The following is a 22,527-nucleotide window of genomic DNA, read 5'->3' as shown; positions in this document are numbered from 1 at the left end:
GTTTGTGCGTGTGCCGGTGATCGCGCTGTACGTCGCGTGCGTCGTCGGCGCGAACTGGCTAGCCGAGCACGTCGGCTCTGTTGGCGTCGGGTTCGGCTTGCACGCTGCGGCCGCGGTGTACGTGGCGGGTCCGGTTCTCGTGGTCCGGGACTGGGTGCAACGCCTCGCCGGGCTACGGATCTCACTAGTGGCTATTGCTGTCGGCACGGCGCTGTCCTACGTGGTTGCCGGACCGGCCGTCGCGACGGCGTCGGCGGTGTCCTTCGCGGTCAGCGAAGTGCTCGACGCGGCCGTGTACTCCGCCATCGTCCGGCGGCGGGGTGTTGTCGTTGCGGTGCTCTGCAGCGGCATCGTGGGTGTCGCCGTCGACTCGTTGCTGTTCCCGGCGATCGCGTTCGCCTCCCTCGCGCTGACGCCAGGTCACCTGCTGGGTAAGACGTATGGCGTCGTCGTCGGAACGATCGTGACCGCTCTTGTCCGTCGCCGGTCATGAGGTTTCTGCTCGGGACGCATCGGCCGCACTGGCTGGGGCTGCTGGATGTGCCGTTGTTCGTGTCCGACCGCACGCTGCGCCGGTACAAGACGCTGCCGGTCGCGTCGTGCGACTGGGCGTGCGACTCCGGCGGCTTCAGTCAGCTTTCCCGGTGTGGAACGTGGGCGTGCGGTCCCAGCCCGCGAGAGTACGCGGCGCGGATTCGCCGCTACCGCGACGAGATCGGTCGCCTGCTCTGGGCTGCGCCGCAAGACCACATGTGCGAAGACGCGATCCTCGCGCGCACAGGACTCGATGTCGCACAGCACCAGGAACTCACGATCAGCAACTACCTGCAGCTGCGATCCCTCGACTCCGAACTGCCGTTCATCCCGGTCTTACAGGGCCAGTCCATCGAGGACTATCACCGCTGCGCCGACCGCTACGAGCAACGCGGAGTCGACCTCACCGCGGTTTCCCTGGTGGGAGTCGGAAGTATTTGCCGGCGTCAGCACACCGCAGAAGTCGAAGGTGTCGTGCGTTCACTCGCCCAGCGCGGCTATCGACTGCATGCCTTCGGCGCGAAAACTTTGGGCCTGGCTCGGTATGCGGACAGCATCGTCAGTAGCGACTCGCTGGCTTGGTCGTTCGCTGCGCGGTGGGAACCGCCGTTAGCGGAATGCCACGGCCACCGTCGATGCAACAACTGCGTGAAGTTCGCCCTTCGCTGGCGACGGAAGATCCTCCAGGCGATCGGAACATCCGGAAACGATATGACAACCGCCGCGTAGCCCGGCAGTAATGAGTTATAGTGACGCCGTCCGGCACATCTCATTGACAGCCGGAGTCACTGGAGGTTTTGCCGTTATGGCGCAGAAAGTTCTCGTGGAGATGGTCGACGACATCGACGGTGGCGTGGCCAACCAGACGGTCCCGTTCAGCCTGGACAGGGTGAGCTACGAGATCGACCTGTCCGACGACAACGCCGCCGCGCTACGCGATGGACTTGCCCGCTATGTCGCCGCGGGGCGACGGATCGGCGGCCGGAAGGTGCGGTTGGCGGCGGGTGAGTCGGCTCAGGCGAAGAAGCCCGGCACCGCGGCCGCGGACCGTGAACGGTCACGTCAGATCCGGCAGTGGGCCAACGCCAACGGCTACACCGTGTCTGAGCGTGGCCGTCTCTCCTCCGAGATCATCGAGGCGTTCGAGGCGAACGACGGTCAGCCCATCGTCGTCGACGAACCCGCCCTGCTGCGCGCAAGCGGGCGCCGCGCAAGAAGGTCGCGGCCACGAAGAAGTAGAGACGGCCAGGTGGAGACGCTGACACAGCGCGGCCGGGCACAAAGACAGGGCAACGACGTCCGGCGAAGACGGCCACGTGCACGATTCATGGTTGCCTTCGCCGGAGCTCGTCTGCCACCGGTTCAGTAGGTGAGTCCGCGGTGTGAGCTTTCGCCGTAGCCGTGCTCGTGGCCGTCGACGAGTTCTTCTTCCAGTTCGGTGCGACGTGCGGCTGTGGCGGTGTCCGCCTCGGCTTCTTCTTCCTGTGCCTTTTCGGCGGCGAGGCCGGCGAAGAACCGGGCGGCGTAGTCGTCGGCGGCGTCGCGCTGGGACTCCCGGGTCAGCATGACGTCCGATGCGGCGTCTTCGCGGTCAGGTGTGGTCATCAGGTGCCTCCATTGCCGGGTGATGTCTCGCCAGGCGTCGGCACGAAGGTCGTTGCCGGGCGATGGGTTGCCGATCGGGGAGGCAGCATCGGTGCTGGTGATGCCGTAGGTTTCACGGTACGCCGCAGCCAGCCGGACAACCTGATCCCACTGCCGCGCAAGTGCGGCATCCTCGGGGCGTGCACCAAAACGTGCAAGCCACGCCGGTTGCTCCCGTACGACCTGGTCGCGCAGCTGGTCGGTTCGTGCGGTGATCTCCGCGTTCATGGTCGCCAGTCTTTCCAGCGGACCGTGGTAGTTCGCTGCGTGTGCGAGATCGGGTTGGGCCTGCCAGGGCAGCGCGGAGTGGTGTCCGGCGCCGGCGTCGTGCTGGCGGACAAGGGCGCTCACCAGCGCGACCCCGATCGTCCGCGGGGCGGTGTTCTCGGCGCCGGTTGTCGTCGCCGCGACATGGCGGGCGGCGTCGGTGAGAGCGGTGTCGGGGTCGAGTCCGCGGGTGGCTCCGCCGGCGGCGTGGCGCCACACGATGCCCCAACGCTCCTCGGTCACGACGGCGTCGGGCAGGCGCGAGGCGACGATTTGCCGCCAGCGGTCGATCTGCTCGTCGGTCGCCGGGGCGATCCGGGCAGGCGCATCGTGGGTTCCGAGGTGGCCGTTGATGCGGTTGGCGAGCACCGCAGCCGGGTCGTCCGCCCAACTGAATCCGCGGTCGTCGACCAGGTCACGGACGAGACGCTCGGCCTGCCACCCTCGGTCCTGGGCGCGCGCCAGCGCCGCCAGCGCGGCGGGCTCGGCACCGGCATTGACCGCGCCCGGGACGTAGCGGGCCAGGACGTCGAGGTAGCGGTCCTCGTCACCGTCGCGAGCCAGCAGCTCGTAGCGGCGCACCAGCACGTTCAACGGCTCGAGTGCGACGCGGTCCTCGGCGTGATCGAACTCGGAGAACACGTCGTCCAGCTCGGTGGTGTGAGCCGTCGATCGTGGCTTCGTGGGTGCGGATGAGGCGGACGCTGGCGTCTGCCCGAAGGTGTCCCAGCGCTCGCTCAGGGTGCGCCAGGCGTGCGCCCTCGCGCCGTGACTATCGGGATCCTCACCTAGTGGCGCGTCGCCCTCGATACGGAAGGTCTCGCGGTAGGCGGCGACGAGCCCGACCAGGTCGTCCCAGTCCTCAGCCGCGATCGGATTGTCCGGCCGCGGCCCGAGCCCCGAGACCCATCCCGGCTGTTCGCGGATCACCGCGGCACGCAGGTGCTCGACGCGGTCGGCGATCGCGAGGTTCATCTCGTGCAGGTACTGGGCGTGCCCGGGATGGTGACGCACGTGGGCGAAGTCAGGGCGGGCCAGCCACGGAACGGCCCGCTGATGGGCCTCTCCCCGCTCACCGCGGCGCTGCAGCTCGGCGGCCAGAGCGGCGTCGGCGTACCGGTCATCCGGCATGGGATCCGGCACCGCTGGGCGCGCGGCGAGCTGATGGGCGACGACGGTCAGCGCGGCGTCGACGTCGAACCCGAGCGCCAGCGCACCGGCGGCGCGGGCCCAGATTTTCTCCCATTCCGTGTCTTCGACGGCGATGTGCGGCGCGATCGCATCGACGATGCCCCGCCAGTGCGTCACGTCGGCCGGCTGCGGTGGCCCGGTGGCAGAGGGCGGCTGACGACGTTCGAGGTGTTTCTGGATCCGGGCTTGCAGGGCCGCGCCGGGGTTGTCGGCCTCGTCCAGGGATTGGCGCCAGCGCATGACGGTGGCGAGGAGGGGATCGGGTTCCCAGCCGAGGTCGTGGGCGTTGCGGAGAGTCTGAATGAGTGCCGGCTCACTCTCGAGATCGAGCGTGGACGGCGCCCGGTGGGCGAGGATGGTGCGGTAGCGGTCCTCGTCACGGTAGGTGGCGGTGTAGTTGTAGCGCAGCACCAGCGTGCCCATCGACACCGACTCGTCCTGTGCCGCTCGCAGCGTCTCGGTCGCCGAAACCTCGGCACCGGAGTGATTCAGCACCCCGGTCAACACCGACTCCGGAGACACCGGTTCTGGTGTTTCACGGTGCTGGTCGATGACGTGGTGATGGGTGACGACATAGAGGAAGTTGCCCAGCATGGCGCGGGTGACGCCGGGGTAGAACTGCTCGCGGGTCATCGTCGGCGGCACCAGCAGGTGGGCGTTGCCGGTGCTGGTCATGCCCTGGACTCGGTTGATGGTGGCGGCGTAGGCGAGCTCGACGTGGGCTTGGACGTACCCGGCCGGCAGTGTGATGGCGGCCTTGTGCACCCGGTGCTGGACGGTGATTTTGCCGGAGCGGTGCACTTCGGTGATGGTCCAGACGTCGCCGTTCTTGACGAAGTCGCGCCCGCCGAACAGCGACAGCAGGCGCTGGTTGTGTCGGGTGACGACCCAGTCTCCGACACTGGCGGTGGTGGCGTCGTGCAGCTCCACCTCGCGGCCCCGGTCGACCAAGCCCCGGGCCAGGCGCCGTTCGCGGGCGTCGATGTTCAGGGCGACGGTGTCCTCGTTGGTCGGCACGATCAGCAGCGACTGCACGCCGGCGTCGAGATCTGCCTGCCAGTGCGAGCGGGCGGCGTCGCGCATCGTCTCCAGCGACCCGTCGCTGACCCGGCCCGACTCGAAGTAGTACTCGAGCCCCTTCGGGTTCGCCGCTCGGATCTGCAGCGACGCCGCGGCCTGGGCCTCGCGGTCGGCGCCGCGGAACCGCACGATCTCCCGGAACCGGACGGCGCCGACGTCGTGGGCGATCAGCCGGATCGCGCCACCGGCTTCGACCGCGGCCAGCTGCGCGTCGTCCCCGATCAGCCGCACGTCCGCACCGTTGGTCAGCGCGTACTTGACCACCTTGTGCAGGGTATGGGTGCCGGCCATCGCCGTCTCGTCGACGATCACCAGGTCCCCGGCCTCCATCGGGAACGCGCGGCGGGCGAATCCGAACCGCAGTGCGGTGGTCAGCTGGTGCAGCGTGTGGGGCTTCGCCCCGATCGACGCGCCCAGCTCCTGCGCCGCACGCGCGGACGGGCCGAAGGCGTAAACGCGGTGCCCGGTACGCCGCCACGCGGTCGCCAGGACCTTCATCGCCGACGTCTTCCCGGCCCCGGCCGGCGCCAAAGCGAGCTGCAGTCGACGGCCAGAGCGGGCGAACTGGCGCACCATCTCCGCCTGCCCGGCGTTCAACCCCTGACCGGCGAGAGCCTTCTCCACAGTGTCAGCGCGCAGCCGGTGCCCGCCTCCGCGGCGCGCCCACGCGACCAGATCGCCCTCGGCGGCCAGAGTGGCGCTGGTGGTGTAGCGGGTCGAGTGGTGCTCCACGAACACCGACTCGCCGTCCCGCCGGCGCAGCGACGCCGGCTCATTCACCGCGGTCGGGCCGACGAGGGCGAGGGTGTCGGGCTGGGCGAGGATGGTGTCGACAACGTCGTCGACGAGCTGCTCGCGCTTGTCGACTGGCACCTTCAGGTGCGCGGTCTGACGGTGGGCTTCGGCGGCGAGGTTCCACCAGGAGAAGTGCGCGTAGTTGTCCGACACCACCTCCCGCGTCACCTGGGCGAGTTTCGCGATGTCGAACGCGTCTGGCTCCGTGCGTCCGCCGAGGAACACGCGGTCGGCAAGGGTGTCCAGCACCTTGGCCGGCACCAGGGTCAACGCGTGCTCGCGCCACGCCTTGAGATGTTCCGGCAACGTCTTGGCAGGTTGTTTGCCGGGGCGGTTGTCGTACTGGGCGGCGCGGTCGATGGCGAAGATGTCTTTCGGCGTCGGCTCTCTTCCGTGCTTGGCTCGGAACTCGACGATGCGCTTGGCCCGGGCGGCTTCGAACTGGCGATGACGCTGGGAGAACAGTTTCACCAGCTCGACCGGGACAGCTTCGAGCTGCCAGACCGGGCGTTTCATGTCTACGCCTTCGGCGCCGCGCTGTACCCAGGACGCGCCCTGTTCGCGGAACAGGTCGCGCAGGCGGTTGTCGAAGTACTCCGACGCGGCGACGGTCGCGGCGAACATAGTGCGCCCGTCGAGCGCGGTCCATTCGCCGTCGTCGCTGCGTTGCACCTTCGAGGAGATCAGGACGTGGAAGTGCAGGTGCGGGTCGGCGGCGCGGGAATCCCAGTGCTCGAACATCGCCGCAGTGATCCCGTTGACGTCGACTTGAGCCTCGCCCATGTTCCCGCGGCGGGTGTAGGCGATGTTGCGTTCCATGTAGGACACGGTGTCCAGCGCGGCTTGGCGAGCCATATCGACAATGCGCTTTCGCCCGGCCGGTGGCGCCATTGCCCACGCGATGGAGAGGGTCTTGTCGTAGCTGAACACGGCCTCGTACCCGGACACCGCGGACTTGAGGTTGCGTTTCTGCTCGGCCAGCCATCCGTTCAGCTCTGTGTCGCCGGCGGGTGCGTTGCCGTCATGGGCTGTGCGGTAGGCCTGGATCTGGACGCCACGGCGGATCTCGGCGCGTGTGGCCGCGGAGATCGGCGCGCCGATCGGGCGGCCGAGCTGGCGGTTGTGGTCTTTGTACGCCTGCGACACCTGGGAGCGCAGGTGATCCAGTGCAGAGTACTGCGGGAAACGCCGGCCCAACCGGGTCGCCTTCAGGGCCTCGGCGCCGGTGGCGCCGTCGGCGATGATCTCGGCTTCGATGGCGTCGGCGTTCGGGTGCCGGCCTTCGCCGAACAGGGCGTTCATCTGGGCAGGGGTGACTGCGCCGGAGAGCCCTAAGTGCTCTGCTCCGGCGCCAAACCATTGGCCTGCCGGGTAACCACGGGAGAGGTAGTAGTCACTTAACAACTCGCCGGGCGCGAGCTCACGGCTGCGATCGGCGCACGCCACCGTGTTCGTGAGGTACTCATGACCACCAGGGCTCAGCTTCCGCAAGCCCATCATGTCCACACCAGACTACGCCGAAAAGGCGGAGCCGCCCACCCGGTTACTGGTAGTGGGAGAGGTTCTTGAGTGTGGAATTCCCGGGTCCGAGTTGGAGGCGAGATTCCGCTGGCCGCCGGGTATTACTTGGTGAGGCGGGGAGCGCGGCGGGCCGCCCGGGCGCCTGCGGGATAGCGTTGCCAGGGCGCGCCGGCTTCGGCGGCGATCTGCGTGGCGGAGGTGACGCTGTATCCCAGCATGTCGGCGACGACCGACGCCGGTGCTTGCCGAAGGAGGTGCCGGATGGCTGCAGTGCGTCCGTCAACCCCGGGCAGACCGAGGTTGCGCATGCGTAAGCGCATCGATGTCGTGTGGAGCGCCTGCCCCGCGCGGCGGCCTGGAAAGAGATACCGGTTGCGGGCATTGGCCGCGGTGTTCAGGTTGCGGCGTGTCTTCACGTACTCGACGAGCAGGCCGGCGAACGGTTCAGGCACCGGTGTCGCAGGACTACCCAACTGGATGAACACCTGATCGTCCTCGGAGAGGACGTCGTCGAGGGTGAGGGCCGCGATGCGGGTGAGTGGCTGAGCGTAGAGAAGGATCAGCAGTGCCAAGACTCGGTCGGTGAGCGGGATGCTTGTGTCGGTGAGGACGCGCCGGACAAACGCGACGCGCTCGTGTTGTCCCAGTCGGACAGTGGTGCGCCGTGATGATCCGGTAGGCACGTGCAGCCGGGGAAGTTCGCGTTGCCGTTGAGACCATTGCAGGAACTCGGTTGTGGCTCGGCGGAGGTTCTGGGGTTGACGCGCGAACCACTGGTCGATGTCGGCTTGCGTGCTCTGTCCTATCTGGCGGCCTCGCTCTGCCAGATAAGACAGGAATCGTGCCGCGGCCCGCAGCCGGTAGCGGGCCATGTTGGCCCGGTAGGAGCTGACCGGCAGGCCTTGGCGCAGGCGTCGCAGTACATGCCAGGTGGTGTAGCGAGTCAGCAAAGCCCGGTGGCCGACGTCCTCCACGGAGGTCAGCCAACCGGGAACCCACTGCTCGAACAGCAGTAGGAAGCGGTCGATGGGCGGCAAAGTCCCACATGTGACGAGCAGGTCGCGAACGTAGATCGCTGACCGCCACGGCTGAAGCCGGCCCAGTCCCTCGTGAGTGAGCGGTGCGTCGCCGCGAGCGAGCGCGGTCAGGATGCGTGCGGGCGCCTGGCGACGCAGCCACGTAAGACGGCTGTTGGGCCAGTCCATACCTCGGATCAGATCGAACAGCGGCTGTAGTTCGGTGCGCACGTGACCGCTGCCTTCGCCCAGCAGCTCGGCCAGGCGGTCGGTGAGAACACAGCGCGCGCACGCGCCGACTCGATAAGGCGGCTCTTCCTGACCGCAGCGTGCGCACGTGAAGTCGCCGAGACCGCCGGCGCAGTCGGTGCACAAGGCGTCGTTCGTAGACGACAGCCCCGGCAACAGCCGAAGAACACCACAGCCAGCGCACGTCCCTCGAGTGTTGACAGCCTGCTGGAAACAGGCCACACATACGGGTCCTCCTGGCCAGTTCCATTGACGGACACGGAGCCGGTCATCACCGTCTAGCTTGGCCTTGTCGGAGCAGACCGGACGCCGGCAGCGTGCGCACACCAACGGCCGTTCGTGACTGCGTGCGCTCATTCAGCGGGAGTGATCCGGGCGCGTTTCGGTCGCAACCCGGCGATGTCAGCGGGCGCCGGACGGTCACCAGCCGCAGCGCTGCGGACACCGACGTTCTCTGCGGTCGTGTCGATCAACTCGCCCGGATCTGTGCCGAAGATGTCGCACAACGCGGCAAGGACGTGCAGCGACAGTCGCTCCGGGACGCCGGTGACCAGCCGATGCACCTGCGAGGGGGAGAGGTCGATATCGCGTTCGCGCAGCGGCTCCACCAAGTCCGTGGTCTGGAACATCCCGTGCTGAGCCATCACCTCCCGCAGCCGCCAGGTGTAGCCGACGGAACGTTTGGGGGCCATCATCGACGTGCCTCTCCTCGGTCATCGGGGTCGCGTAAGGCATCGGCAAGCGTGGTGTCGAGCGCTCGGCGCAGGGTGCGGATGCGGTAGTCCGAGGACACGCAGGTGTAGATCGATGTTGTACTGGCATAGTCGTGACCGACCTGATCTTGGACGAACCGTGCGTCGAAGCCGTCTTCAATCAGGTGCGTGATGTAGGAGCGGCGCAACGAATGAAGATCCAGCTCCGGTGGTAGTCCCAGTTCTTGCCGGTAGGTCGCGAAGCGATGATGGGTCTGCCAGGCGCAGACTCGTGCTTGGCGCTCAGACGGCCACACTGCAGGGCTTCGGTCGATGCCGAACAGCGGCCGTATCTCGGTGAACCACTGTTCGAGAATCTCGGATACCCACGGCCATACGCACAACACGCTGCGCCGCTTCGGTGGTGCACCCTTGCGCGCCTTGCCATACCGAACCTGGCAGACGCCGAAGTCGCCGAACTCTGGCGCCTCAGGGTTGGAACTGAAGTCCGCCACGTCGAGCATCCGCAACTCGTTGCGGCGCAGCCCGAAGCCGTAGTCGACCTTGAACATCGTCACGTCGCGGAAGGCCGAAATCCAGCCCTTGCGGCCCTGCGCCCGCTTTCGCGCGACCTCGTCGTCGCCGTAGTCGAACAGCATCTGCAGCTCGGTCCTGGTGAACGCCCGCTTGCGCGGATTGGTCTCCGACTCCTCGGTGTGCGTCGCCGAGTTCGCTTCGGTGATGACCTGTACCGGATGTGTACCGAACCGTTGTTCGCATTCCTGGGCCCGCCCGTAGTCCGGGGAGGAGATGAAGTTGCAGAACCCGCGCAGCGAACTTTGGTAGCCGCGGATCGTGCTTGTCGCGCGATGCTCGACCGCTCGTTTGTCGGCGAACCACTCATCCACCAGCTGCAAAGTCCACAGCCACGGGTACTGGTCGACCTGCTCGTAGAAGCGGCGCACCCGCTGGATCTGTCCGTCGACTGTGGTCGGTGCCAGATTGCGAGCCAGCTGCTGGTTGCGCCAGCCGTCGAGCATGGCATCGACCATCTGCTCCTCGGGGTGCAGCAACGGCACCTCGGCGACCAGATGTAAGCCGGCCGAACCAGCCGGCGAAGGCGGTTTACGCATGCTTATCGCTCCGATCCGTACTCGCATCTGATGCGAGTATGTCGCACTGGATGCGATAGTGCCAGTGGCGGGTGCAGCCGGTGAAGGAGTCCGCTGGCCGCGCTGGCCGGTTCCGTCCAACTCGGCTAGCGTCTACCGGGAGCCACGCCATGGTGCTCCACCTCGCTGGACGTTTCCCGAGGTCAACGGCACAACGCGCAGCGTGTGCAGTTCGCATTGAATGCAATAGCACCCTGATTCAGAACGTCTGCAAGACGTGCTGTGTGCGTGGTAAGGGGTTGGTTGGGTGAGGTGGGGGCGGTGGCGTGGTCGGCGGGGTGAGTGGGCGGTGGGGAAGGTGCGGGGTGGGGTGTGGTGGTGGGCGGGGTGCGGTAGGCGGGTGGGGTTGGTGAGGCGTGGTGGTGGTGACCGATTTTCGGATCGAGCGCCGACGCCTGCACTAAGGCGCCCCCGGCGCCGTCTGCCGGCGCCTGCGCGGTCCCCGGGCTGTGCCGACATAGCAAAGCGGCCGCCGATCGTAAGATCGGCGGCCGCTGTCGTGTGCGGACGGTCGTTAGGGCTGGCCGTACTGCGTGAGGTTGTCCAGCTCGCGGCGGATGGCGGCGGCAGGCACGACTTCGGCCGTGTCGCCCTTCGCGGTCGTGAGCGGCCTGGTGTCGCGCGCGAGTAGCGCGCGCAGGAACGCGGCGACGGCGGCGGGTTCGTCGGTCGGGATCATGTCGGCGGCGGCTAACTCGCGGTCGATGTCGGCGAGAATGTCGGCGAAGGTACGCACGGTGGCGGCTCCTGGTTTGAGGGGGCGGGGGCACCCGGTCCCAGGTGCCCCCGCGTGTGGCGGGTGGTCAGGCGACGGCGGCGAGTTCGCGCGACGGGGCGAACGTGACGAGCGGCGGCATGTCCCGGTCCCGGCACACCTCGCACCGCCCATCCGTGCCCGGAGTGCGCTGTTCGGCGGGGGTGCGTTCGAGGTTGCACGCCACGCACAATCCGCCCGGCGCGACCGGGAGCAAGGCAAGCCGCTCGTAATCCTCGTCGGACAGGGCGTAGCCGGTCAGGTCGGTTGCGGCGTCGCTGCTGTCGTCCAGGTCGGCGTGACGCCGCCGCTCCTGCTCGTAGAGGTCCACCGCGCGCTCGTCCTTGCGGACGAAACCGGCGGTCGGGATCGCCTGCTGAATCTGCCGCCACTGCTCGTCATACTGGGCTTCCACCTCGCCGACGACGTAACGGCCGTCCGCCTTCTTTTCGATCGGCTCGTGCCCGGCCTTCGCCCTGCTCGTGGCCTTGGTCTTCGGCTTCTGCTCGGCGGCGGGCGTGGTCACCGGCGCGGTGCCTTCGGCCGCTGCGGCAGGCTCGGCCGGTTCTCCGGTGACGGTGTGCTCGCCGGGCACGGGGCGCTGCGCGGACTCGGCTTCCCGGCGGCAGGCATCGGAGCAGTACCGCATCTCGGGGAGTCCGGCGAGATTGCCGTCACAGTTGCCGCACCGGTGGATGTCACCGGAGGTGGTTTCGGTGGTCTGCTGGCGGGCGGCGGTGCGGGCGCGCGCGTGCTCGGCGCGGGCCTTGCTGGCGTACACGCACGTCAGGACGAGCGTGCGCAGGTCATCGGAGAGGCCGGGCCAGAGAGTGTGAGCGGTCTGGATAGCTTCGACGATGGCGGGGTGCGTGGCGCTGGGGTTCTTGAGCAGCGTGGCGCACGTGGTGAACGCGTGCTGCTGGCTGCCGCCGGTAGCGGCGTTGAGCCACCGCAACCCGTTGAGCGCGTCGGCGATACGCGGCGGGGCCTCGCGCAGCATCACCGTCACGTCGTTGACCTCGGTCACGGCGACGGCCCGGCGGGTCTCGCTGCTGTAGACGCACAGGTTGATCAGCTCGCGTTCGGTCTCGCCGTAGCTGTCCCACTCGGTGTGAGCGGTGCGCACGGCGGCGAGGATGTCACCGTTGATCGCGGCGTCGGTGTTGAGCAGGGTGGCGCACGCGGCGAGGATCGCGGGCGGGTTCTCGCCGCTGTTGGTGAAGGCGGCCCGTAGTTCGGTGAGGGCGGTCCGGACGCGCGGGGGCTGTGCCTGCAACGCCTGCACGGCGCGGGTGATGCTGGGGAGGTGCTTACGGTGAATGGTCGCAACCATAGTAATTGTCCTTGCTTGTTGAATGAGTTTGGTTCTCGGGTTTGCGGTCCCGATCACCTTGCGATGTCAATATTACCGCTCGGCTGTCGTCTATTCCACTCGAAATAGGGTTTTCATGTGACTATTTCAGACAATCAGTGGGACTATTTGGTGTCCGTTGTTTGATTTGGTGTCCGGCTCGTGTTCGGGTGGTCACGCGGGTGCTGACGGCGGTTGCATGGCGCCGTGGTGCTGCTGGTCGGCGAAGTGGGGGTGACCATGTGCTGAGTGGGTGGTGGGTGGCCCCGAAGCAACCGGGGCAGGCCCCCGGCCTGCCCTTAATGCCTGACCTAGGGAGTAGGGGCCCCAAATGCAAGGGTGGGGCCTCGAAATATTTTTGGCCACGCTTTTCGGTCAAAAATATTTTGGGGTGCCCTTGTATTTGGGGGGACGACCGATACAATTTCGGGGCCACCCACCACCCGCGGACGCAACCGATTCATCTCACGGGTGCGTCCTGCCGGTGCTCTGGACCTAGGCGGCTGACCAGCGGAAACGGTTCCCCCTGTGGCCGGCCACGGGTGTGGTGGCCTGCGGGTATGCTCGTCGTAGCGTTCCGCGGGCTTGCTTGTCCCTGAGTCGGAGCGTCAGCGGGCCGCCGCGAGTTTTGCGGCTTGCCACTGCGGTGGCGTGGCCCTTCGGGGCTGCTGCGGCGGTACCGCGCCCTTCTGCTCGCTCGCCGGCTGTCGTCGTGAACGCCGCCGATGTCGTCGATCGGCTCGTTGGCGGCGTGAGCGCTGCGCTGCCGAACCCGCGCGATGGCATCGCTGTGGCGGGTAGGCTGGGCGGTAGAACCGCAGCCCTCCCCGCGCGGGAGGTGCGTCATGGTTGAACGTCAAAGTAGGACGACGAGGCGGAAACGTCGGTCGTCGGCGGCGTTGGCGCGGCTGGAGTCGGCGCGGCGCCGCCGCGCCGAGCAGCTGGAGCGCGAGCGCGAGAACGAGCGGCGCGTTGATGCGGCGCTGGGCCCGTTCGCGGAGGCGGTGACGGCGATCGAGGCGGTGGAGCGCCGGCGTGAGGACCGCATCGGCGCGCTGGGGGCGCAGCTGGAGCGGAAGCTGGCCGAGCTGGACCGGCAGCGCGCGGCGAAGGTCGCGGAGTTTGAGCGGTTGGCCGAGCAGGTCCGCGCGGATGCGGAGATGGAGATCGGCGAGTGGCGCGCGGTGATGGCGACCTCGGTCGCGGAGATCCGCGCGGCGGATGTCGGCGCGGCGGAGACGGCGGCGCTGCTGGGGATCTCGGCGAAGGCGGTTACCGCGTTGTCGCGTAATGCTGCGGCAGCGTCGGAGGTCGGCGGCCAGCGGAGTGACGCGGAGTCCACGCACGCTGAGGAAGTGGACGCGGCAACCTCGGATGATGAGCGGGCTGTCGAGGCGCCCACGGGCGAGCAGGTCGAGCCGTCCGAACGAGATTCAGGGGTGGATGTTCCGGCAGACTGATTTGGCTGGGCACGCCGGGCACGAGAAGAGGGGCGGTGGCACCGTCAGGTGCCACCGCCCCTCTTCTCGTGGTGTCGGCGCGGTTAGCGCGGCGCGGTCTGATGGTCGGCCTGCTGCTGGGCGAGACGCCGGGCTCGGCGGGCCAAGGTGGCGCGCTTGCGGCGCTGGTAGTAGACGATGATCGCGGCGATGCCGCAGCAGAACGCGATCCCGAACGCCCACTGGCTGGCGGTGCCGCCTTCCTCAGCGCCGGGGAAGTGCCCGATGAACAGGTAGCCGGGCAGGGTGAGTGCGCCGAGGATGGCGCCGCGGCGGTAGCGGTGGGCGAGGTTCGGTTTGATGCGGTTGCGGCTGAGGTAGGCGACGACGCACCCAAGGAGTGCACCGAAGAGGACGGCGCCGGGGAGGGCGAGCAGGCCGGCGGGGTCGGTGAAGGGCGTGACGAGGAGTCCGATGTAGCCGAAGGGCTGGATGCCGAGGTAGAAGCCGGTGCCTCCGGCGAGGACGAGCCCGGGGATCGTGACGCCGTAACGATTGCTCATGTTCCGAGCGTAGGACGATTCTCCTACCCTAAAGGGTGATTTCCGGGCCAGGGCGCGGAGTAGGCGCTCGGGTGCGACACGGCTGTTCGTCGGCGCATCGGATCGGGTGGACGTCGTGTTGTGGGCGGCGGGCATAGTGACCTCCGGGGCGCGGTGGTGTGGCATGGGAAAGGCCGGGGCCAGCCGTCAGGCTGGCCCCGGCCTTCCGGGTGGTGGTGCCCGGCCGGAGGGGAAGTCCGGCCGGACACCGGCTCTCATCAGAACGGCGGCTCGTCGCTGAACCCGCCGCCGGCGGTCGCGCCGACCATGTCGCGCTCGGCGGTCGGGCCCCACGGGTCGTCGGCCGGGGCCGCGCCGGTGTGGGTGCTGGTGCCGCGGTCCGAGTTGGCCTTCGCGGTGGCGTTCTTCGCGTTCTTGGTGACCGTGGTGGTGGCGTAGCGCAGCGACGGGCCGATCTCGTCGACGGTCAGCTCCAGCACGGTGCGCTTGTCGCCTTCCTTGGTCTGGAATGAGCGCTGCTTGAGGCGGCCCTGGACGACGACGCGGGCGCCGCGGGTCAGGGACTCGGCGACGTTCTCGGCGGCCTGCTGCCAGATGGTGCAGCGCATGAACAGTGCCTCGCTGTCCTCCCATTCGCTGGTGGCGCGGTTGAAGATGCGTGGGGTGGAGGCGACGGTGAAGTTCGCGACCGGGGTTCCGGCCTCGGTGAAGCGGAGTTCGGGGTCGGCGGTGAGGTTGCCGATGATGGTGATGGTGGTGTCGCCGGCCATGGTGGTCTCCCTGGTGCTCGTTGGGGTGTGGAACGCGGCGCAGCCTGAGCACGCGGCGGCCGGGGGTCGCCGTCAGGCGACGTCCCCGGCCCGGCTCATCCGCCCGCGCGTGAACCAGCCTGCGCGCGACCGGCATCGGAGATCGTCTGGGTGAGGGGGCTGGTTCACCCGGGCGGATCGGGCCGGGCTTCGGGGACGCACTGCCCCCGGCCGGGGTGTGCTTACCTTCGGGCGATCCACGACCCGGCGAGCCGGGCGAGGCCACCGCCGGTGACACCGGCTCACCGTCACGCCACCACCCACGACGACTCCGCACCGTGTGGTGGGCCGGTGACTGCCGGCCGATGCCCTCGCACTGACGGCACGGCCGCTCGGAGCGAACAGCGACCAGAGGTGGGCGTCACGACTGGTCGGTCGCGGGCTCGCTCAGCAGCGTGCGGCGAGCATCGGCGCTGGCTTTCTGGAATACGTGCTGGACCTTCGACGGCGCGATTGCGTGGGCGAGGACGGTCGAGAGCAGGCCCGCCAAGGGCTGTTCGGGGTCGGCGTGCTCGAGCGCGATCCGCGCGACGGTTCCGTCGCCACGGAGGTAGGCGTACATCGCGATGACGGTGGCGAGCTGGCCGGCGATGGGATCGCAGCTGTGGCGCCACAGGTGCAGGACTAGGTTCTCGGCGGCCAGGCGCGCCGTGTGGCTGGGTAGGGCGAGCAGGGCGTCGCGGAACGCGGGCACGGCGAAGGTCGCGACGAGATCGATGATGTCGGCCTCGTCGGTGGGCAGCTTGCCGTGGGCGGCGGCGCGGATCGCGGCGTCGGCGCGATTCAACCGGACGTGCGCGGCCAGGTGCCAGGATTCGTCGATGGCGGCGGATTCGGCGGCGTGGGCGATGTGGGGGTGCAGCCGTGTGCGGAGGGCCTTGGGGGCTGGGGTGAATCGCGCCGCGAGGTCTTCCCGGCTGGTGGCGATGGTGTGTCCGGCGGCCACGGCGGCGGCTGCGGCGGTGGTGGTTGCGGGCTCGGGCAGGACGCCGGTGCGGTTGGTGTCGTGGTAGGAGCGCCAGCGCGCGCCTTCGGTGATGTCCGGCACGTGCACGATGTCGACGTCGGCGAATCCGTGGTTTGCCAGCCGCGCGATAACGTTGTCGACGTCGGCGCGCAGCGGCAGCGCGTCGTCGCCGGCGGTGTCGTCGTCGACGCTGCGGACGACGACACCGGTCACGCAGAGGACGGGCAGATCGGCGCACTGCCGCTTGAAGTGCCGCGCGCAGCCTTCCGGATCGTGGGCGAGGTGGGCGAGGTCGATTCGGGCGAGCGGGCCGCTGCTGGCCGAGCCGGGGTCCTTTGTGAGCGTGGCGATCAGCACCAGGGAGTCCTCCGGAGTGAAGCCGAGCAGCGCCGGGATGCTGGCGACTACGACGCTGGTGCTGGCGGGAGTGAGCGGCATCGACGATCGTCCTTTCGGGGAAGAGCGAGCACGGACTGTCGGTGAGGACCGGGCCGGGGAGACCAGCGGCCGAGTTCGGCGCGCAGGGGCCGCGTGGCGGGAAGTCGGGATGAATCCGTCGACGGTGAGGAGAGGTGTCAGCTCTCGGTTGAAGTGGTCAGAGTTGCTCGCAGCTGCTGTGCGACGTCCGCGATGTCGGTGTGCATAGCGGCGAGGTCGACGCTCTCGCGCATCCAGCGGTGTACCAGCCCGGTGAGCTTCGTGGGGCGCGGACCGCGCTGGATGATGAGCCCGGCGACGCTGCCGTCCTTGCGCAGGAATGCGGTGACGGCGGTCAGAGCGGTCATCGTGGGCGCGTATCGGTCGGAGGCGTGTCGCCACAGGTGCAGCCACAGCGACTGGGCCGCCCCGCATCGCTGTTCGGTGTCCTGGATGAGGTGGATGTCGCGCAGGAGAAAGCTGGACAGGGCAGCGATCAGCTCGGCGATCTCGTGCTGGTCGGTGGGGAGCCGGCCGTGGGTGGCGGCGGTGACCGCATCGTCGATCAGCTGCAGGCGCCGTCGCAGCCGCGGGAAGTCACCGGCGAGTTCCTCGGCCTGGACGTCCTCGGCGATCGGGTCGGCCAGAGTGGCGATGCTGTCGCGGACGTCGGCGGGCGTGGGAACGAATTGGGCGAGGAAGGCGTCGCGGTTGCCGTAGACGCGGTTGCCTTGGAGTACGCGTTCGGCGGTGAGCGGGGAGATGGCGGGGTCGGGCAGGGTGTCGGTGTGGTCGGCGACGTCGTAGCACGACCAGGGAGCGCCAGCGGTGAAGGCTGGCACGTGTACAAACTCGGTGTTGGTGAAACCGGATTCGTGCAGCTGGTGAACGAGTTGGTGAAGCTGAGATCGGTAGGGCAGGTCGGTCGTGTCGCTGGCGTCGTGGACGACCGCGCCGATGAGGCGCTGGACCGGCTGGTCGCCCAGCGCGCGGTTGAGGTCCGCGACGATCACGCGGGGCAGCCGCATGGCCGGGTCGAGGTCGAATCGGGTGATTCGACCCAGGCGGACAGTGCCGTCGGCATGCACGACTGCGACGACGATCACGAGGGAGTCGGTGGGGACGAAGCCGATCAGGGCGGGAATGGCGGCCAGGAGATTCTCGTCGGTCAGGAAAATCGGTTCGGGCATCAGGAAACCTCGCTGCGAACAGTGGACGAACGGTGCGGGTGGGAGGGACGTGGCGGCGGCGCGGTCGGCCGTTGGCAGGTCGGCGACGTCGCTGGTGAATCGACGGCGGATGTTGTGCGAGCGCCCGTTCCGGAGAGGAACAAGGGCGCGGATCACTTGAGGCCGGAGGTCACCGGCCGAGTTCGGCGCGCAGCGTTTGCGCGGCGATGTGGGCGATCCACGGCGGTGACGGCCGTCGGACGTCCCGGCCGGAGGCGGGGATGAATCCGTTGACCGCGACGCTCCAGAACTCCAGCCATGGCTCGGCGTCGGTGCGTTCGCTGCGGTAGATCACGCGCACGTCCTGCCCGTCGGCACGCCGGGCGTGCGCGGTGATCCGGATCGCGACGCGCATGCGGTTGCGGCGCTGTACGGGCTCGTCGTAGAGCAGCGAGACCGGCGTTGCGGGCAGCGCGCGGCACAGCTCAACGAGCACACCGCGCGCGAGGTTCCAGGCGCCGTAGTCGAGGAGGCTGCCGCGGTGAGGGATGTTGCAGGCGACCGACTCGGGCAGCACGTAGGAGCGGCTCCAGTCGTAGGCGGTGAGCCACAATCGGTTCTCAGGCATGGTCGGCCACCGCCGAGTTCGCCTCGGCGACCGCGCGGGTTACGCACTTGTCGGTGAAGCGGCGTCGCTCGTCCTGCAGCTGCTCGGGCCAAGTGCCGGCGTCGGGTTCGAGGATGTTCCAGGCGGCGGTGAGCGCGGCGTCGGTGCAGAGCCCGTCGGCATCGAGGTAGGGGTAGACGGCTTCGACAACCCGGCAGGCTTCCACGACACCGGAGGGGAAGCAAGTGTTCCAGACTGCGGTGATGAACGCGGTCTTGTGCCGCCGGGTGCGGGCGAGGTCGTCGAGCCAGGTTCGGGGTTCCGGCGCGAGCCGGCGGCCGCCGAGTTCGGTTTCGATCAACCGGCACGCCCGGGCGTAGGCGGATTCGGTGTAGTCGTACGGTGCGCTCTGGGCGGTGGTCGCGGTCATGGCGTGCCTCCGGGTCAGGTGCGGGTGAACCCGACCTCCCGGAGCACACCCGGGATCCTCGGGCGCCTGTCAGCTCGCGTGACGCGGCGCGGGAGCCGGCGCCCGAGGGCCCGGGTGTGCTGTGCTGGCGGCGGTCGTCCGCACCGGCCGGCGTGCCTGATCGCGGCTACGGCCAGTCGGCCGGCGGCTGGAAGATGAGGTCCCCCTCTTCTTCCAGCACCTGCTGGGTCCGCCGCACGAAGTCGAGCAGTTCGGCCCGGGTGCCCTCAACGGTGACCACCATGTCGTTCCAGGCATCGGTCAGGACGAGGGCGAAGTCGCCGTCGGCGAGCAGTTGGACGCCGGCCTCGTCGCCCGGGCGTGCCAGCGTGACGTCGCATCCTGCGGGGATCCCGGCGTAGTCGCTACTCATCGTGAGTCTCCTCGGATTCTGTGTCGCGGACTGATGCGGTGGGCGGATTCGCGGTGGTCCGATGGCGATGGCGGATGATCCGTAGCGTCTGCGGATCGGGTGCGGGGTGGGCGTTCTTGGTCACGTAGCGGATCAGGGCGTCGACTGGCTGCGGAGCGTCGTGTGTCAGGAGGGCCAACGCCGCGCAGGTGTCCTCGTCGAGGGAATCGAGGGCAACGTCGGGTATGTTCCACTCCCAGGTCGGGAAGGCGTACCGGCCGTCAGCATCGGGGCGGAGGCGCTCGCGGGCGGGACCGCTTGTCGGATCGGTGGCGTCATGGAGTGCGTCGTCGTCGGTGACGATCAGGTCGTTGCCGTCCCAGCGGAAGCGCAGATGGTCGGAGGTGGCTTCGACGGTGATGGCGATCCACTCGGTGACGACTCGACGAAACCGCGGCAGCAAGGTGTAGTAGTGGCGGCAGTGTGCGTCGTGGGCTGCGAACTGCGGTTCGCCGAGTTGCGCGGGGAAGTAGGGCTGCTCGTCACCGCACACCAGTCCTTCGTCGACGCGGACAATGTCGGCGGGGAGGCCGTGCGGCGGGCTGTCGTCGGGCATCGGGTCACCTGCCTGTGTCTCAAGTGGACGTAACGGAGTTCGTTCGCGGGTTGTCAGGTGCAGTCCAGGCCGCATCGGCGGCACAGCAGTACGACACCCTCGGACGCCGTGCGGTCGTCAGGTCGGGCTGTGGGGTGCCGGTGGCGTCGAACCAGAGCCCGGTGGAGGTCTGGTCGTCGCAGTCCTCCGGGCGCCCGATCGGCCAGGGCCGGTTCGGCACTTCGATGACGGTGCGGCCCGGGTGGACGTACTCGCGGGTCGTCTCGTCGCGTCCGTGCCAGTGGACCGGTTCGTCGCGGCGGCGCAGGACACCAAGTCCGCCGTCAGCTGTGGTGTCTGCGGGCCGGCGGGAGGAAGCGGGCCCGGCGGCGCGGCCGAGAACGCCGGGCAGGAAGGGTGCGGACATCGGGGTTTCCTTTCAGTGGGCGCAGAACGCGTGGTGGGCGGCGCGGACGAGCGCGAACCGAGAACGGCACCACCGGCAGGAAATCGCGGCGGAGTAGCGCAGTTCCGGCGGTGCGGAAGCCGCACCGGGGGATCCCGCTGGTGGGGATGTGCTGTCGTAGCGCGGATTCCACGCAGTGCCGTGGGTGTTGCGCTGCGAGTTGTCCCAGCGGATCGTGATCGACCAGTCCGGGTCCGTCAGGTCGCCGTTGCGGAATCGGATGGTGGCGGTCTCGACGAGGTACCGGCGATGCCAGTACCCGTCCCAGTAGGTGCCGCCGACTTGGCGCGGGCCGATCGCGTCGAAGACCTCGCGCATTCGCTCGCGGTGACGCCACAGGCGGGTCTGGGCGGCGTCGAACGCGCGTAGCTCGTGCGGCGGCGGTGCCCAGAGACAGTCGCAGGGCTGCGGGTACCACGGTTCGGGCTCGTCGCCATCCGACGGCTCGATGGGGTCGTCGCGATCGCTGACCAGGAATTCGCCGGTGCCGCCGCAGTCGCGGCAGCTGGCGAGAGCCCACAGCCCGCGCAGGTGGGTGTGGCGGTATCCCTCGGGAACGTGGATCGTCGGCTCCGTCATGTGCACCTCCGTGAACGGTCGGTCACCGGCGGACGGGGCCGCCGGTGGTGAACGGGGCCTCGCATGCACGGCGCGGCCCGGGCGAGGACCGGCGGACGGTGGATCGGCACTCTGGCAAGGTCCGGGCCGCGCCGTGCTTTTCTGGTGACCCGGTGCGCCGCGCGGCGTCCCGGACCCAGTCGACTGCCTGCTACTTCTCCTGTACGGCGGCCAGCGTCGGGACGAAGTGGGCGCACACCACCGGTTGGCGTTGCCCGGCCGCGGAGATGACGATGTCGATGGCGTCGCGCAGGCAGCTGCGGACGGAGTGATGGCTGGGACGGCGCGCCGGGTGGTGGTGGACCACGACCGGGTCGAGAGGCCGCTGGCGCTCGCGGTGCTCGCCGGCCTGGTCGCGTTCTTCGACACTGGACAGCGTGGCGGCGAACCCGATGTCGGCCTGGAAGGCAATGCGCAGGCGCGCCCAGGGCAGCCAGCTGTCGCCGGCCGACCGGCCGAGGTTCCAGTACGCGATCGCGGTGTGGCCTTCCCGGCGGATGACAGGGTTGGGATGCGGTGCGATCGCCGAGAAGATGACCGGGTCGGCCGGTGCGGTGGGTTCGGCGTCGTGTGGGCGGACGTCGGTCTTGTGGATGGTGAACCCTGAGCCGGGGCGTTCGCCGGCGATGGCTACGCACATGCCCTGGTCCTGTACGACCGTGCCCGGCTGTTGCACCCCGTCCCAGGTGAAGTCGATGCGGTCGCCTTCGGTGTAGCGGTGCTGGAGCATCGGCAGCCAGCCCGCGGGAATCAGGTGGGCGGGGATGAGGGCCTTTTCCAGGTCGGTGCTGTCCGGTTGCCGTTGCCAGAGCCAGACCAGCTCCGGGGTGCCGGGGGTGGCGGCGGGATCCGATGACGCGGTTTCGGGCATGGCGGGTCTCCTTCTCAGCGGATGGCGAGCTGCGGTCGGGGTGCCGGGCGGTCGGTGAGGATGCGGGGGTTTTCGCGGCCGGCGGCGATGCCGTCGCGGATGGTGGTGGCCAGTTCGCGGGAGTCGAAGTCGGCGACGCCGAGGTGGTGGCGGGCGGCGTTGGTGAGGTGGTGGGTGATCGCGGCGGCGCTGATCCAGCCGTTGCCGTGCAGTTCGCCGAGGCCGCGGCGGCGGCGTAGAGGGTGATGTGGCGGTGACCTTTGGTGGCGGTGGCGACGTTGTGGCACTCGGCGGTGACGGCGGCCTGGACGTAGGCGGTGACCCGGCGGCTGGTCGCCGGCAGCGGCGGTGGTGGCGGATGGGCGGCCGGCGGGGGTGCCGGTGGTGGGGTGAGGGCGCAGACGAGCCAGCCGGGCAGGACCGCGACCGGGAGATCCCAGGTGACGGTGTAGGGCACCGGCACGCCGTGGACGACGGCGAGGGAGCCCGGGGCGGCGACGAGCGCTCCGGGGCCGCGGGTGTCGACGTGCCAGCCGAGCCCGCGGCCGCGGGCGCCGACGGTGCTGCGCAGCCGCGATCCGGGCGGCCGAGCGAAATATCTGTGTTCGCCGCCGCGGGGGGTCGTGACGGTGAACGTGTCCACCGGGTCGGGTTCGCCGGCCTGCTGGGCGAGCAGGGCGAGGACGTCGCGGCCGTGGGTGATGCCGCGGCGGGCCCTGTGGATGGGGATGGGTCCGTGGGCGGCGTCGAGGTCGAGCACGAGCAGACCTGCTGGTCCGCAGGCGATGCCGACGTTTTTCCTGGAGTAGCGGGGCCACCACTGGCGAATCTGGGTTTCGTCGGTGGTGGCGCGCTTTTGCCACTGTTTGATCGCTGGCATTTTTGAGTTGGGGTGGAGGGGGAAGACGGGCCATCCTCG

General features: G+C 69.0%; 21 protein-coding genes and 2 pseudogenes. 4 read left to right on the top strand and 19 right to left on the bottom strand.

Features of this window, described 5'->3' with window-relative positions; all coding sequences use genetic code 11:
* Positions 1-16 precede the first annotated feature (16 nt).
* From ACLJOU_RS34055 to ACLJOU_RS34045, 3 genes and pseudogenes are all read left to right on the top strand, one after another.
* Positions 17-493: a VUT family protein gene (locus tag ACLJOU_RS34055; protein WP_410573359.1), complete on the top strand. Its 477-nt coding sequence runs from the start codon at positions 17-19 to the stop codon at positions 491-493.
* Positions 490-1,263: a hypothetical protein gene (locus ACLJOU_RS34050; protein WP_410573358.1), complete on the top strand. Its 774-nt coding sequence runs from the start codon at positions 490-492 to the stop codon at positions 1,261-1,263. The genes ACLJOU_RS34055 and ACLJOU_RS34050 overlap by 4 nt, the downstream gene beginning before the upstream one ends.
* 76 nt (positions 1,264-1,339) lie before the next feature.
* Positions 1,340-1,773, top strand: a pseudogene (locus tag ACLJOU_RS34045) (histone-like nucleoid-structuring protein Lsr2).
* A 123-nt stretch (positions 1,774-1,896) separates the two neighbouring features.
* Here the strand turns inward: ACLJOU_RS34045 and mobF are convergent.
* From mobF to ACLJOU_RS34015, 6 genes are all read right to left on the bottom strand, one after another.
* The gene (gene mobF / locus ACLJOU_RS34040) at positions 1,897-7,008 is read right to left on the bottom strand and encodes a MobF family relaxase (protein ID WP_410573571.1); all 5,112 of its coding nucleotides are present in this window, start codon (positions 7,006-7,008) and stop codon (positions 1,897-1,899) included.
* Positions 7,009-7,133: 125 nt separating this feature from the next.
* Positions 7,134-8,423, bottom strand: a complete 1,290-nt coding sequence (locus tag ACLJOU_RS34035) for a hypothetical protein (RefSeq protein ID WP_410573357.1) — start codon at positions 8,421-8,423, stop codon at positions 7,134-7,136.
* A 227-nt stretch (positions 8,424-8,650) separates the two neighbouring features.
* Complete coding sequence (locus ACLJOU_RS34030) at positions 8,651-8,992, bottom strand: helix-turn-helix domain-containing protein (RefSeq protein WP_410573356.1); 342 nt, start codon at positions 8,990-8,992, stop codon at positions 8,651-8,653.
* Positions 8,989-10,122 (bottom strand): tyrosine-type recombinase/integrase, encoded by a 1,134-nt coding sequence (locus ACLJOU_RS34025; RefSeq protein ID WP_410573355.1) that lies wholly within the window; start codon positions 10,120-10,122, stop codon positions 8,989-8,991. Before ACLJOU_RS34025 ends, ACLJOU_RS34030 begins: the two co-directional genes overlap by 4 nt.
* A gap of 553 nt (positions 10,123-10,675) precedes the next feature.
* A complete protein-coding gene (locus tag ACLJOU_RS34020; RefSeq protein ID WP_103355925.1) occupies positions 10,676-10,897 on the bottom strand; it encodes a hypothetical protein in 222 nt (73 codons plus the stop codon).
* 67 nt (positions 10,898-10,964) lie between these two features.
* Entirely contained in the window at positions 10,965-12,305 is a 1,341-nt protein-coding gene (locus ACLJOU_RS34015; RefSeq protein ID WP_410573354.1) for a hypothetical protein, read from the bottom strand.
* Between the two features lie 806 nt (positions 12,306-13,111).
* Here ACLJOU_RS34015 and ACLJOU_RS34010 point away from each other — a divergent pair.
* Complete coding sequence (locus ACLJOU_RS34010; RefSeq protein WP_410573353.1) at positions 13,112-13,726, top strand: hypothetical protein; 615 nt, start codon at positions 13,112-13,114, stop codon at positions 13,724-13,726.
* A gap of 83 nt (positions 13,727-13,809) precedes the next feature.
* Here the strand turns inward: ACLJOU_RS34010 and ACLJOU_RS34005 are convergent, their stop codons facing one another.
* From ACLJOU_RS34005 to ACLJOU_RS33945, 13 genes and pseudogenes are all read right to left on the bottom strand, one after another.
* The gene (locus ACLJOU_RS34005) at positions 13,810-14,268 is read right to left on the bottom strand and encodes a hypothetical protein (RefSeq protein WP_410573352.1); all 459 of its coding nucleotides are present in this window, start codon (positions 14,266-14,268) and stop codon (positions 13,810-13,812) included.
* Positions 14,269-14,525: 257 nt separating this feature from the next.
* Positions 14,526-15,038, bottom strand: coding sequence for a single-stranded DNA-binding protein (locus ACLJOU_RS34000; protein ID WP_410573351.1), 513 nt, complete (start codon positions 15,036-15,038; stop codon positions 14,526-14,528).
* 400 nt (positions 15,039-15,438) lie between these two features.
* Complete coding sequence (locus ACLJOU_RS33995) at positions 15,439-16,482, bottom strand: DUF4192 domain-containing protein (protein WP_410573350.1); 1,044 nt, start codon at positions 16,480-16,482, stop codon at positions 15,439-15,441.
* Between the two features lie 137 nt (positions 16,483-16,619).
* Positions 16,620-17,807: a DUF4192 domain-containing protein gene (locus ACLJOU_RS33990; RefSeq protein WP_410573349.1), complete on the bottom strand. Its 1,188-nt coding sequence runs from the start codon at positions 17,805-17,807 to the stop codon at positions 16,620-16,622.
* A gap of 13 nt (positions 17,808-17,820) precedes the next feature.
* Positions 17,821-18,258, bottom strand: coding sequence for a hypothetical protein (locus tag ACLJOU_RS33985; RefSeq protein WP_410573348.1), 438 nt, complete (start codon positions 18,256-18,258; stop codon positions 17,821-17,823).
* Positions 18,251-18,667, bottom strand: coding sequence for a hypothetical protein (locus ACLJOU_RS33980; protein ID WP_410573347.1), 417 nt, complete (start codon positions 18,665-18,667; stop codon positions 18,251-18,253). Before ACLJOU_RS33980 ends, ACLJOU_RS33985 begins: the two co-directional genes overlap by 8 nt.
* A 166-nt stretch (positions 18,668-18,833) precedes the next feature.
* Positions 18,834-19,079 (bottom strand): hypothetical protein, encoded by a 246-nt coding sequence (locus ACLJOU_RS33975; RefSeq protein ID WP_410573346.1) that lies wholly within the window; start codon positions 19,077-19,079, stop codon positions 18,834-18,836.
* Entirely contained in the window at positions 19,072-19,674 is a 603-nt protein-coding gene (locus ACLJOU_RS33970; RefSeq protein WP_410573345.1) for a hypothetical protein, read from the bottom strand. The genes ACLJOU_RS33975 and ACLJOU_RS33970 overlap by 8 nt, the downstream gene beginning before the upstream one ends.
* A 19-nt stretch (positions 19,675-19,693) precedes the next feature.
* Positions 19,694-20,080 carry a hypothetical protein gene (locus ACLJOU_RS33965; RefSeq protein WP_410573344.1) on the bottom strand — a complete coding sequence of 129 codons (387 nt, stop codon included), beginning with the start codon at positions 20,078-20,080 and terminating at the stop codon, positions 19,694-19,696.
* A 12-nt stretch (positions 20,081-20,092) separates the two neighbouring features.
* Positions 20,093-20,698 carry a hypothetical protein gene (locus ACLJOU_RS33960; protein ID WP_410573343.1) on the bottom strand — a complete coding sequence of 202 codons (606 nt, stop codon included), beginning with the start codon at positions 20,696-20,698 and terminating at the stop codon, positions 20,093-20,095.
* A gap of 190 nt (positions 20,699-20,888) precedes the next feature.
* Complete coding sequence (locus tag ACLJOU_RS33955; protein ID WP_410573342.1) at positions 20,889-21,608, bottom strand: hypothetical protein; 720 nt, start codon at positions 21,606-21,608, stop codon at positions 20,889-20,891.
* Positions 21,609-21,622: 14 nt separating this feature from the next.
* Entirely contained in the window at positions 21,623-21,895 is a 273-nt protein-coding gene (locus ACLJOU_RS33950; protein ID WP_410573341.1) for a hypothetical protein, read from the bottom strand.
* Positions 21,896-22,074: 179 nt separating this feature from the next.
* Positions 22,075-22,488: pseudogene (locus ACLJOU_RS33945) on the bottom strand (bifunctional DNA primase/polymerase); the annotation flags it as partial.
* Positions 22,489-22,527 lie beyond the last annotated feature (39 nt).

Origin of the sequence: Amycolatopsis sp. cmx-4-61 (assembly GCF_046548775.1) — a bacterium.
Taxonomy (GTDB): Bacteria; Actinomycetota; Actinomycetes; order Mycobacteriales; family Pseudonocardiaceae; genus Amycolatopsis.
Note: the sequence above shows the minus strand (reverse complement) of the source record. Positions and strands in the feature narration are given on the sequence as shown.

Bases quoted from the DNA above. Each gene is read 5' to 3' on its own strand.
- mobF (WP_410573571.1), bottom strand. From the start codon at position 7,008: ATGGGCTTGCGGAAGCTGAGCCCTGGTGGTCATGAGTACCTCACGAAC.
- ACLJOU_RS34010 (WP_410573353.1), top strand. From the start codon at position 13,112: ATGGTTGAACGTCAAAGTAGGACGACGAGGCGGAAACGTCGGTCGTCG.
- ACLJOU_RS33985 (WP_410573348.1), bottom strand. From the start codon at position 18,258: ATGCCTGAGAACCGATTGTGGCTCACCGCCTACGACTGGAGCCGCTCC.
- ACLJOU_RS34030 (WP_410573356.1), bottom strand. From the start codon at position 8,992: ATGATGGCCCCCAAACGTTCCGTCGGCTACACCTGGCGGCTGCGGGAG.
- ACLJOU_RS33955 (WP_410573342.1), bottom strand. From the start codon at position 21,608: ATGCCCGAAACCGCGTCATCGGATCCCGCCGCCACCCCCGGCACCCCG.
- ACLJOU_RS33980 (WP_410573347.1), bottom strand. From the start codon at position 18,667: ATGACCGCGACCACCGCCCAGAGCGCACCGTACGACTACACCGAATCC.
- ACLJOU_RS33970 (WP_410573345.1), bottom strand. From the start codon at position 19,674: ATGCCCGACGACAGCCCGCCGCACGGCCTCCCCGCCGACATTGTCCGC.
- ACLJOU_RS34000 (WP_410573351.1), bottom strand. From the start codon at position 15,038: ATGGCCGGCGACACCACCATCACCATCATCGGCAACCTCACCGCCGAC.
- ACLJOU_RS34025 (WP_410573355.1), bottom strand. From the start codon at position 10,122: ATGCGTAAACCGCCTTCGCCGGCTGGTTCGGCCGGCTTACATCTGGTC.
- ACLJOU_RS33975 (WP_410573346.1), bottom strand. From the start codon at position 19,079: ATGAGTAGCGACTACGCCGGGATCCCCGCAGGATGCGACGTCACGCTG.
- ACLJOU_RS34005 (WP_410573352.1), bottom strand. From the start codon at position 14,268: ATGAGCAATCGTTACGGCGTCACGATCCCCGGGCTCGTCCTCGCCGGA.
- ACLJOU_RS34050 (WP_410573358.1), top strand. From the start codon at position 490: ATGAGGTTTCTGCTCGGGACGCATCGGCCGCACTGGCTGGGGCTGCTG.
- ACLJOU_RS33995 (WP_410573350.1), bottom strand. From the start codon at position 16,482: ATGCCGCTCACTCCCGCCAGCACCAGCGTCGTAGTCGCCAGCATCCCG.
- ACLJOU_RS33960 (WP_410573343.1), bottom strand. From the start codon at position 20,698: ATGACGGAGCCGACGATCCACGTTCCCGAGGGATACCGCCACACCCAC.
- ACLJOU_RS33965 (WP_410573344.1), bottom strand. From the start codon at position 20,080: ATGTCCGCACCCTTCCTGCCCGGCGTTCTCGGCCGCGCCGCCGGGCCC.